This window comes from Coprococcus sp. AM11-30B, assembly GCF_027674365.1.
GTDB lineage: Bacteria > Bacillota > Clostridia > Lachnospirales > Lachnospiraceae > Allocoprococcus > Allocoprococcus comes.
On the sequence record NZ_JAQDVB010000041.1, the window covers coordinates 1 to 11,537 of the forward strand.

The window sequence follows — 11,537 nt, forward strand, 5'->3', positions numbered from 1 at the left end:
TAAACCGGAATTCCACCGGCTTGACTACACACCCTTAGCTGGGCGCACAACTGGAATTTCATGAATTATCGCTTGCCTTAAACTTGCTGACACAAATCATTTAGTTTCCAATCCACTCAAATAGAATTGATATAACAAATACACCAGAGAAAATATACCAATTAACAAATACGCCACATTTTCTTTTAAAGATACTAGATACGATGAGAATACAACAAAGCCAATAACCTTGATTACCGCTTTAATTTTTCGATTTTCAATCTTATCAATTTTACAACAAATAAAACGTACTCCAATAACCATAGGAGAAAATAAGATTGCAATCAAAATTAATATAATATTTTGCTTATTAAAAATAAGCTTTGATAACTGTTTTTTCTCATTATCCTTGATGTCCAAATACTGGTATAGCAATATAAGAGAGGCTTGGTCAGGAACACTTTTTCCCAATTCCCATTTCGAAATTGTCTGTCGCGTAACAAAGACAACATCAGCCAGTTGTTGTTGGGTTAAGCCCTTTTCAATTCTGGCTGATTTAATCAAATCTGATATTTCCATAGTTGTACTCCATTTATTATCTGTTTTTAATAGTGTCGCATAATGTTATTGCTAAACAAGCAACTATTACAAGAAAACTCATCTGATGTTTAATAACAACGCAAAATAGGCTAATTGCCAATAACATACCGATAAAAGCAATCATACTATACTTGTATATCCTAGGATGTTTTTGGGATAATGCATTCGATATTTTTACAATTACTGCTATCATAGGAATAATTAATACCCCCATAACACCAAATAAAATTCCAGTTGCAACAACACTCATTTTGTTTTTCTTTAATTCCTTCAACATAAAAAGAACCTCCTTTGTTTTTGATACTTTGATATTAAAAAAGAATTCTTTTTATGTCACGCAACGCTTGTGAAAACAGGCGCAACGGTAACGATTTTCATTCTGATCATCGAAAGCAAAATTCCGATTGAGATTTCACCTGTTTTAAGCAATTTAACAACTGTTATATTTTGTTATTAAATTCTCCGCAAACCCTTGAAAACACTGAATTTATCACAGGCGAGCTTTCCCTTATTGTTTCCCTTGTGTTATATCGTTCCACCAGTGTTTACGAACTCTGATAAGGGAAAATACAAGGGCACAAGAGGTCCGGTGGACCTCTGCTCTGTGCCGACCGAAGCGGCAGCGGAGACCAAAAAAATTATATAAAATAGTATAACATAAAATAAAAGTGACATGGTGAACTGATTGAAATGCTTCTGATTTTTGTAGCAAATAATTGATTGAACGATAAGGAGATAAGATACGATGAGAACAATATTTGCAGAATACAATCCCGGACGAAACAGCATTGATGTTTATACCTCTGTTGGCTATATGCTCCGCATTGACTGTTGGGAAGCTGAAAAGGACTTAAAAACCACATCAGGATCAGACTGTGCATTAAACGCACTCGCCATTGATGATCCTCTTGAATATGCAAGATTATATCTTGATGGAAATTTGCAGATGTGGGTAGATGCGGAAGACTCATTAGATATTTTTTAATTTTTAAACAAATACAACAGTTTAAATAACTATTAGCTACAATATTTCCGGAAAATTCATCATGGGATAAAGTTGGCTGGGTAATTTCAAATCTTTCCAAAAGTTTACACCCGCACTTTTCTCCATCCGACAGCATCTGTACAATTTCCAGCCGGTTCGCATCGCCCAAAGCCTTGCATATCAAAGCCACATCCATTGCATTCATATTGACACCTCACATTGATCATTGTCTATGTTCAATATAATATATACATAGATATTTGCCAATGTATGTGTTTTAAAAAAGAGAATCAAGTTTTTGATTCTCTTCATACATTCATTATAGCTTTTATCATCCATTTTATTTGCCCCAAACAGCCGCTGCATTCGACCTTACAAGCAGTTCTTCCACAGGCAGACCAATCGGACAAATATCATGACAAGATAACGACTTCCCGCATCCCTCAAAATATTTCTTCTTATATTCAGCAGAAATCTCATTCAAATGAGTGCTTTCCTGTTCTTCATTCAGAATCCGAAATGCGTTGACTGCAGCAACAGCACCTGCGAAAGTCCCATTTGCAGAGAAGTTAGGACACACTTCAAGGCAGCAGCCACACATCAGACAGCGTGCCGACTGGTATCTCGGTTCATGTGTCCACGGATTCATATAAGCTTCACTTTCAAGCCAAAGGTTCAGTTTTTTCAAATTTTCAAACAGAATTGACCGGTCAACGATCAAATCTCTTACAAGCGGAAATTTGCTTAAAGGTTCCAAGGTGATTGTAGAACCTTTTAACGTATGTAGAAATGTAGAGCATGCCAGCCTCGGACGTTCGTTAATCAGCATGGCGCAAGCCCCACATTTTCGCACCATACAGCTACATTCCCAGCTGATGGGAGTAACTATATTCCCTGAATTATCTTTCAAAGGGGTTCTACTGTTCAATTCCTTTAGAACATTGGCAACAGAGCTGTTTTTGCTTCCGTCAAACTCAAATTCCTGCCAATAACTGTCTGATTTCTGACTCTCCTGCCGCCTGATTCTTATTTTATATACCAAGTGAATCACCGCCTTTCTGGAACAGGTACAAAGGAAATCTGTATCTGCTTTCCATCAAATCTGGCTACCGTTGTTTTAAGGTAATCATCGTCATTGCTCTTCGGATAATCCTCCCGCCAGTGTGCACCACGGCTTTCTTTTCTTGCAAGAGCACTCTTTAGAACTGCCATGCCAAGCAATGGAAGATTTCCTGTCAGCGCTTGTACCGTTTGAATCCCATTTAACAACGTATTCTCATTTCTGACAACGCCCATAGTATCCTGCATCACTTTGTTTAATTGCTTTATTTCTGAAATTTGAGACGCTGGTGGAAAATCTATCTGTGTCGCACAAGATAGATCTACTACATCTGCCTGTTCACATGCTGATTTTGCCGCAACACGTCCTCCGTATAACGCTCCTAACAGAGAATTTCCACCAAGACGGTTGGCACCATGATATTGGGCACAGCATTCTCCGGCAGCGTAAAGATTCTGAATCGGCGTTCTGTGCTGCTCATCCACCAGAATGCCTCCCATAAAATAGTGAATTCCCGGTAAAACAGACACCGGTTCCTTTCGTATATCTTTATGCAGATAGGTCATACAATCGTCTGCCAGACCAGATAGCTTATTTGAAATAATCTCCTCCGATATTTCCGTCATGTCAAGAAATACCTCTGATTCATGGCTGACCTTCCATATCTCTCTGGCGGTAATATCTCGTGGCATCAGATTTCCAAGCTCCGGGTATTTTTCCTCCATGAAATACCATTGTTTTCCATCTTTCATGGCAAACAACCTGCCACCTTCCCCTCTGGCCGCCTCGCTGATGAGCATGCGTTTTCCACCACATTTCACAGTTGTCGGATGGTACTGGATCATCTCGCCATTTGCCAGAGGAACACCAAGCCGGAACAATTCTGCGGTGACTTCTCCTGTATTGCTCAGCGAACCCGTTGTATTTCCAAACAATCCGTGCATACCACCGGTGGCAACAATAACCGCATCCCCCGGTAATTCCACAGTCTCCTGACTGTATTCATCCCTGATTACGCAGCCACAACAAATATTGCCACACAGACGAAGTGTTAGGAAAGAATGATGGCTGAACCGTTCTACCATACCAGATGCTTCTTTCCTGCGAACAGCGTCTATCATAGCTGTCATGATCTGCTTCCCGGTATCGCTCTGTGCAAAAGCAGTCCGTTTCTTTTTCTGCCCGCCAAAATTTCGCAGATCCACATCATCATAGCCACTCATGTTAAATTTAACTCCAAGTTTTAGCAGCCAGTGCACCAGCTCCGGTGCTGCCTGTGTCATTCCCCAAACTGCATTTGGATCTGCCAGACCACATGCTGCCTTTATTGTATCTGTAAAATGTTCTTCGGGACTGTCGTTTTCATCTTTTGTATTCAAAGCTGCGTTGATACCGCCCTCCGCCATAACAGACTGTGCCCGCTCTGACGGAAGGGAGGAAACCAGTTTTACATTACATCCATTTTCCGCTGCCTGCAAAGCCGCTGAAAGTCCTGCCAGTCCAGCACCTATAATAATAATTGTCTTACTCATAGATATTGCCACCCAATATAATAGAAACTAACTGCGCCCGCTATAAACAGAAGGAGCACCGAAAGAATCAAATATATATCACCCCTTCGTTCTTTATAACTGATGATTCCCAGCGATACGAGCAATGAGCGGATATTGATAAAAATATGAACAAAGATTGCCGCCACGAACAAAAGCTGAGTTACCATCTTTACCGTTGTAAAAGGGAACAAAATATATGTCCCATTCTGCACCTTTCCAAACAAGCCAATATGGAAGAACAGCAGGATCAGTATTGCCAGCCCACTGGCTCGTCTCGCCCAGAATATGGCGTTCTGTTTCAGATACATTTTTCCGGATTGCTTCGCTGTCTGTAAACTCTGAACTGTCAGGATGACACCAATCACCGTATGCACAACAAGAATACCAACACCAATCCATGCAAGAAGTTTCCCTGCGCTACTTCCAACTCCGTTCAGCATAAAGCTTCCCATGATTCCATGAATCATAAAAATGAGAAGCATTAAAACAGACAAAATCGTATTCCATTTTCTCATAAATTCCCGCTCACCTCATTTCTTCGCTGTCCATGATCATATAGTCCATCTGTGTTAGCGTTGTAACGTCAATAAAATCATCCGATGCCAGGAATACATCATACTTTCCACTTACCACTCTTGATAGCATCATTGTGTTACTGTACTCTTTCAGATCTACGAAAAAACCGGCCTGTTTCAACTTGTCACAGAGTTTCTTAGCATAACTGACAAGCGGATAATCCGTCTCAGATACATATAACCGAAAACTAATGTCCGTTTTCATGAGATCTGTTTCATTTGTTTCCGAATCGTCCAGTGCCAATTCTTTTAATTTATTCCGGGTGTTCTCGTTGTCGAGACCATCTGACATCATATTAATACCGAGAACATAAGAGCCTTCCAACTGTGCGGCGGCTTGAGCCGCCTTTTTTGACTTCGGTGTTGCTCCTGTGACTGCATCAATCATAGAAGGCGGTGAGTGCAAAAGTGCACCGAAACCTGCAAGAAAAACAATTGTAACTGCTAACAGAATCAATTTCCGTTTCACATTGCCACCTCGTTTCTTATTTTTTCAAAATCCTCATTGCGTTCAAGACGGCAATTATGGTAACGCCTACATCACCAAATACAGCTTCCCACATTCCCGCAATACCAAGAGCGCCAAGAATCAGGAACACACTCTTAATCCCAAGAGCAATCACTATATTCTGCATGACAATCTGTTTTGTCGCTTTTGCTACTTCAATCGCGTCCACCAGCTTAGACGGTTCATCTGTCATCAGAACTACATCTGCTGCTTCAATGGCCGCATCCGAACCAAGCCCACCCATTGCAATACCAACATCTGCACGGGCAAGGACAGGAGCGTCATTGATACCATCACCAACAAAAGCCAATTTGCTTCCCGGTCTCTTTTTACTATCTAAAAGCTCAACCTTTTCCACTTTTTGGTCAGGAAGCAGCTGTGCATAATATTCATCCAACTGCAATTCTTCTGCAACGGACTTCCCAATTTTTTCATCATCACCGGTAAGCATGACTGTTTTTTCCACGCCGATATGTTTCAGGTCAGAAATTGCTTTTTTACTGTCCGGCTTCACTTCATCTGTTATCAAAATACATCCTGCATATTGACCATCTACAGCCAAATAAACTTTTGTACCTGCGTTTTCACAGGTTGTGTACTCTATACATTCTGTATCCATAAGTTTCGTATTGCCAGCAAAAACTTTCTTTTCCCCTGCCATTACACTGATTCCATATCCTGAAATTTCCTTATAATCAGAAATCACTGACTGATCAATTTCTTTTCCATAAGCAGCAAGAATGGATTTTGCAATAGGATGGTTAGAAAAACTCTCTGCCTCTGCTGCATACTCCAGAACCTGTTCTTTTGAAAATCCATTTGCAGGCAAAATATCCGTCACATTGAAAACACCTTTTGTAAGTGTTCCGGTTTTATCGAACACAATAACGCTGACATTATTAAGTGCCTCTAAATAATTGCTTCCTTTTACAAGAACACCTCGTTTAGATGCTGCACCAATGCCGCCGAAGAAAGTCAGCGGGATTGAAATAACCAATGCACATGGACAAGATACCACAAGGAAAACAAATCCTCTGCGAATCCACTCTGTCCAGCCTCCGCCAAGAATGATCGGTGGCAGAATCGCCAGAAAAGCTGCTAAGATTACAACCACAGGTGTATAATAACGTGCAAATGTAGTAATAAAATTTTCTGTTGGTGCTTTTCGGCTTGACGCATTTTCCACAAGATCAATAATCTTTGAAGCCGTAGATTCACCAAATGCTTTTGTTGTCTTAATCATTAAGACACCCGTCTGATTCATACAACCGGAAAGTGCTTCGTCTCCTTTATGAACACTTCTCGGAACTGATTCTCCTGTTAAGGCGCTTGTATCCAGCATAGAATCTCCATCCAATACCACACCGTCTAATGGAATTTTTTCACCAGGCTTTACAATAATAATCTCACCAATGGAGACATTTTCTGGAGATATGGTAATCAATTCCCCATTTCTTCTTACTGTAGCAGAATCTGGACGTATATCCATTAAGTCTGATATAGATTTTCTTGAACGCTTAACAGCCAATGACTGAAAAAATTCACCTACCTGATAGAATAGCATAACAGCAACTGCTTCTGGATATTCACCAATGACAAAAGCTCCAATCGTAGAAACACTCATCAAAAAATGTTCATCAAATACACGCCCCTTTGAAATGTTCCTCACAGCCTGCCATACAACATCTCCACCAAGAATAACATAAGAAACAATGAGAAAAGCTAACTCGATAGGCAGTGGCACTTTCGCAAAAACAGTCAATGCCATACCAATGGCATAGATTGCTGCACCAGTCGCTAAACGAACTGTCAACTTCTTATCCTCATTGTTATAGGATTCATTGGCCTCCTGCTTTTTTTCCGGTATATAAGATTCCTGTACAATTTCAGAAACTTCCACATCTGGCTCATGGCTATGAACAATCGTTTCAATCTGACTGGCTATCGTATCTGCGGCTGTCTGAGTAACATTGATTGTAAGCGTCTGCTTCATCAGATTTACCACTGAGGATTGCACTCCATCCAACTCTCCGATTTCTTTTTCAATTTTTGCGGAACAATTTGGACAGTCCAACCCTTTTAATAGAAATATGCGTTTCATGATAATCTCCTTATAATTTGTTTAATTGTTCAATTACTCAACTATAATATTAAAAAATATTATTTCTGCCAAAGATGCTCAAATCCCTTGTCAATAATCTCTTTCACATGATCATCTGCCAGCGAGTAGTAAACTATCTGTGCTTCTTTACGGAATTTTACCAGATTCGCTAGGCGTAATGCCTTTAACTGATGCGAAATTGCAGATTTTGTTACCCCCAGTAGCACTGCAAGATCACATACACACATCTCACTCTGTTCTAGAGCGTGTAAGATTTGTACTCTAGTTCCATCTCCAAATAGCTTAAACAAAGAAGCCAACTGGATATAATCATCTTTTGGCTGCATCTTGGATTTCACATCATTCACAATATCCTCATGAATTACATCGCAATTACAAATATAAGACGTTTTTGACATATATTCACCTCCAAATAATAATAGTTGAACAATTACTCAACTATTATTATACTTATTTTTAAATTTATGTCAATAAGCTGATGTTAGTTCCACATAAATTTTACAATTAAAACCAGCTCTTTATTCTTTTTTTAATCTTTTTTTCCCAATATACCGTTTTGGCTTTCTTGTCACACTTCCTGTAAATTCCGAGTTGTCTCTATCTTTATCTTTTAATTATACACAGGATTTGAATCTTTTTCTACTTATCTATAATCAAAAAATCCTCTCGAACAATCCTCTTCCTTGTATTATAAAACCGCTTTCATAAAGTTTTTCTTCTTTTTCAGAATACCTGCGTATCACTACGAATATTCCGACTGTCAAAATCACTCCAAATACGATTCCTGCCAGAATTCCATTCGTCCCCATTCCATAACTCTCATTCAGATAATAAGATGGCAGGAAAGAAAGGATTGTTCCCACAACCGATGGCGGTATAAATCTTAGAAAATTCTTATAGCATAGGCACTTTACCATTTCCTTGTCTATCATTCCCAACATTCGCAAACTACAAACGACCCTGCTATTTTCTTCCTTCTCTGCCTGGATACGTGAATGAATTAACAGAAACTCAGCCATTATCATAAGCCCTATCACAAATGCCATCAAAAATAATAAAAATTGTCCTGATTTCTTTGCATCCTGGTATTTCTCCACTTTCGAAGACAATTCATAATACGTCTGCTCATCTTCATTCAACTGATTGCTTTCCTGCAGATATTCTTTTACTTCACATACTCCCGCATAAGAATCTTCCCAATTCTGAAACTGAAACAAGTTTGCGATACCAGCACTACCTGTTATATCTGCACTTAATTTTTCGAAATCAGAATCGTTGATGATCAGTGTTTTATCTGCAAAGGTCGGATTTTGATTAAACAGTATCTTTACATCTGTTCCAACAGACTGCAGCTTTCTATCCCCGGGAATCGTTACAGTAGATACTGGCTGTATGTTATGTTCATACCCATCTTCCAGATTGTACTGAAACAAATTCAAAAACTCGCCTTCCTGAATTTGATAATCACATCCAAAATCCCGGTTTATTTCTGTCACAGGAAGGTAATTAAAAACATCATCTCTGATATAGGGAAGCTGAATGACCTGTTCTACAGTAACACCATTTTTCTCCAATATATGAAGGACATCCTGTACTGAAACCTGATTCATTCCATAGATTTCTGAGTACACCATGTCATAGGGAGAATAACTTTTTGCATCCTGTAGAAAAGCCGGATATAAAGTCACACATACCCCCGTAAGCATAACAGATACCGCTATTATGAGAGAGGCTAAAACATACCTACATCCCCATTCTTTCTTGTGTCTGCGGACAAATGACCATTCCACCAGATGAAACCTCATGTAGTTGGGTGCAAGTCTGCATAAGAACGTACCGATCTTTCCTGTTTTTTCTGCCCGATATTGTGCTTTTAGCAGGGTTCCGATTTTATCCAGCATAAGTCTCCCGGCATTCAGGATAAAGGCAACTGCCACCACTACTGTATATAGAACTGCTGTAAGCTTATATGCTTCCGGGCAAAACTGCCATTGCACTCCGTGAACATCTATTGCATAAATGATAACGGAAAAAAATAAAAATGACAGCACAGTTCCTGTCGCAAGTGCTATTGCTAATGCCAGCACGGATATGATCACATTTTCAAAAAGTAAGTTTCTAAACGCTTCCTTCCGGCTCATGCCAAGAGAAAACATCACGCCGTATTCCTGTTTTCTTGATGCCAGAAATGCCTGACACGAAACAGGAAGAAAAAAAACCAGAAACACTGCAGACAGAAAAAATGGAAGATAAATGTTATTGGATATTGATGAATTTACAATCGACGCATTCATAAACGTCCTGTTTGTGGAAATAACTGCAAAACAACAGAATAATGCCGTTGCAGATAAATTGCATAGAAAGTACAATCGATATTTGTAAAAACCAGCTTTCAGCATCTTTCGGGAAATATCAAAAAAGGTCATCTTTTCCACCTCCCAAACCGCACAGCGTTTTCCATATATCTTCTCTGAAATTATCGGCAGTGTTCTCTTTCTTTACTTCTTTTGCCAGATTCCCATCCTGTAGAAAAAGTACCCGGTCACAAAAGGATGCCGTATAAGCATCATGTGTCACAAGCAGAAAGCTGATGCCAGACCGTTGATTCATCTGTTTCATACATCGCATCACATCCCCGGTGGTCTTTCGGTCAAGGCTTCCTGTTGGCTCATCTCCAAAAATAATATCCGGTTCATTGATCAGCGCCCTGCCAATCGCAACTCTCTGTTTCTGACCTCCCGATATTTCCGTAATTCCTTTGTCAGCTAATTTTTCAATGCCGAGCACATCCGCTATTCTTGAAAAACGCTCTTGCTGGATGTCTGCTTCTTTTCGTTCAAGAATGAGTGGTAACAATATATTTTCTTTTACCGTCAAACTCTCCAAAAGCTGGAAATCCTGAAAAATCATTCCCATATGCTTTCTGCGAAAAAATGCCTTCTCTTCTTCCGTAAGCTGTGAAAATGTTTCTCCTCCTATTACGATTTCTCCATCGTCCGGTGTGTCAACCCCGGTCAGCACATGGAGCAGAGTAGTCTTTCCACTGCCGGATGGTCCCATAATAGCAACCATTTCTCCTTTCATAACTTGCAGATTCACATTCTGCAAAATCCGCATAGTTTCTCCTGCAGTTTTATAACTTTTTGAAATATGATTTGCATTTAATACATACATCGAAGTTCCTCCTGATAATAAATTTTAAATTTGATTATCAGAAGTATTTAATCATCCATCCGAACCGATAGACTGCAAAGGGTAACTCCCGGTCTGAAAGAAAACTCACCTTGTCCGAGGTCTTTAAAGCCATCATATACCCAGAGCACCATTATTTCTATTCCACCGAAACATATACACTCATAGAAATGCAAACATATACTTTCGCTTATATCGTTTTCACTATTTGACTTTTCCAAGCATTCCATCTGCTGTATGACTATACTTTCCAAATCCCCTTCTGCATAATATCCACTCCAGAGTCGGAAATTTAGCGACAAAAGTAAAATCAGCATGATGGAACTTAAAACCATAATAGCAACAATTCTCTGTTTTTTTACTGAAATCATATGAATCAAACCCTATACTTCTGCTTTATCATCTGGAATTTATTTTAATAAATATTTTTCAAATGCTTTGTGCGTGTCAAAGTGAACCTCTTTGAAAAATAAAACGAGCCAAATAATAAAAGCCGGAATAGCCATATATGGTGTTAAAAAATAAGACAACACTGCTCCTACTAACATTATGCCAGCCCATGTAAAACACTGATTTTTTATATCACGAGAAATATGAGCTTTATCATACAATGCCTTTTCTTCTTTCGGTAATGAATTAAATCCCGAAACAAATTTAGCCGCTTTTTCTTTAAATATTGCAAATAACACTCCTATAATCACAAATGGAATAACCAAAACTCCACATAGCCAAAACCCTATATTCATAGTATATTCCTCCTTCACAAATACCGATTGAGATTTCACCTGTTTTAAGAAATTTAATAACTGTTATATTTTGTTATTAAATTCTCCGCAAACCATTGAAAACACTGGATTTGTCGCAGGTGAGCTTTCCCTTATTGTTTCCCTTGTGTTATATCGTCCCACCAGTGTTTACGAACTCTGATAAGGGAAAATACAAGGGCACAAGAGGTCCGGTGGA

Annotated in this window: 13 protein-coding genes and 1 pseudogene; 1 reads left to right on the plus strand and 13 read right to left on the minus strand. The window is 39.2% G+C overall.

Annotated features, from left to right (window positions below; all coding sequences use genetic code 11):
• Window positions 1–96: 96 nt before the first annotated feature.
• Window positions 97–558 carry a helix-turn-helix transcriptional regulator gene (locus PGU50_RS17480; protein ID WP_007887521.1) on the minus strand — a complete coding sequence of 154 codons (462 nt, stop codon included), beginning with the start codon at window positions 556–558 and terminating at the stop codon, window positions 97–99.
• 16 nt (window positions 559–574) lie between these two features.
• Window positions 575–856: a hypothetical protein gene (locus PGU50_RS17485; protein ID WP_007887522.1), complete on the minus strand. Its 282-nt coding sequence runs from the start codon at window positions 854–856 to the stop codon at window positions 575–577.
• Window positions 857–1,324: 468 nt separating this feature from the next.
• Between PGU50_RS17485 and PGU50_RS17490 the strand changes: the two genes are divergently transcribed.
• Window positions 1,325–1,564 (plus strand): DUF6061 family protein, encoded by a 240-nt coding sequence (locus PGU50_RS17490; RefSeq protein WP_005608569.1) that lies wholly within the window; start codon window positions 1,325–1,327, stop codon window positions 1,562–1,564.
• Between the two features lie 61 nt (window positions 1,565–1,625).
• Here PGU50_RS17490 and PGU50_RS18205 read toward each other — a convergent pair.
• The 11 genes and pseudogenes from PGU50_RS18205 to PGU50_RS17545 form a co-directional block, all read right to left on the minus strand.
• A pseudogene (locus PGU50_RS18205) lies at window positions 1,626–1,769 on the minus strand (ArsR family transcriptional regulator); the annotation flags it as partial.
• 135 nt (window positions 1,770–1,904) lie between these two features.
• On the minus strand, window positions 1,905–2,615 hold the full coding sequence (locus PGU50_RS17500) for a succinate dehydrogenase/fumarate reductase iron-sulfur subunit (protein ID WP_009203877.1): 711 nt from the start codon (window positions 2,613–2,615) through the stop codon (window positions 1,905–1,907).
• The gene (locus PGU50_RS17505; protein ID WP_156724228.1) at window positions 2,612–4,156 is read right to left on the minus strand and encodes an FAD-binding protein; all 1,545 of its coding nucleotides are present in this window, start codon (window positions 4,154–4,156) and stop codon (window positions 2,612–2,614) included. The genes PGU50_RS17500 and PGU50_RS17505 overlap by 4 nt, the downstream gene beginning before the upstream one ends.
• Window positions 4,153–4,692: a pilus assembly protein PilX gene (locus tag PGU50_RS17510; protein WP_270247600.1), complete on the minus strand. Its 540-nt coding sequence runs from the start codon at window positions 4,690–4,692 to the stop codon at window positions 4,153–4,155. The genes PGU50_RS17505 and PGU50_RS17510 overlap by 4 nt, the downstream gene beginning before the upstream one ends.
• 10 nt (window positions 4,693–4,702) lie before the next feature.
• Window positions 4,703–5,221, minus strand: coding sequence for a DUF6921 family protein (locus PGU50_RS17515; RefSeq protein WP_117526016.1), 519 nt, complete (start codon window positions 5,219–5,221; stop codon window positions 4,703–4,705).
• 16 nt (window positions 5,222–5,237) lie between these two features.
• Window positions 5,238–7,361: a heavy metal translocating P-type ATPase gene (locus PGU50_RS17520; protein ID WP_173825771.1), complete on the minus strand. Its 2,124-nt coding sequence runs from the start codon at window positions 7,359–7,361 to the stop codon at window positions 5,238–5,240.
• Window positions 7,362–7,420: 59 nt separating this feature from the next.
• Entirely contained in the window at window positions 7,421–7,780 is a 360-nt protein-coding gene (locus PGU50_RS17525) for an ArsR/SmtB family transcription factor (protein WP_015512809.1), read from the minus strand.
• 255 nt (window positions 7,781–8,035) lie between these two features.
• A complete protein-coding gene (locus tag PGU50_RS17530) occupies window positions 8,036–9,808 on the minus strand; it encodes an FtsX-like permease family protein (RefSeq protein ID WP_270247601.1) in 1,773 nt (590 codons plus the stop codon).
• Window positions 9,795–10,556 (minus strand): ABC transporter ATP-binding protein, encoded by a 762-nt coding sequence (locus tag PGU50_RS17535; protein WP_007886465.1) that lies wholly within the window; start codon window positions 10,554–10,556, stop codon window positions 9,795–9,797. The genes PGU50_RS17530 and PGU50_RS17535 overlap by 14 nt, the downstream gene beginning before the upstream one ends.
• A 47-nt stretch (window positions 10,557–10,603) precedes the next feature.
• On the minus strand, window positions 10,604–10,945 hold the full coding sequence (locus PGU50_RS17540) for a hypothetical protein (RefSeq protein ID WP_118217872.1): 342 nt from the start codon (window positions 10,943–10,945) through the stop codon (window positions 10,604–10,606).
• Between the two features lie 39 nt (window positions 10,946–10,984).
• Window positions 10,985–11,320: a DUF3784 domain-containing protein gene (locus PGU50_RS17545; protein ID WP_117836062.1), complete on the minus strand. Its 336-nt coding sequence runs from the start codon at window positions 11,318–11,320 to the stop codon at window positions 10,985–10,987.
• Between the last annotated feature and the right edge of the window lie 217 nt (window positions 11,321–11,537).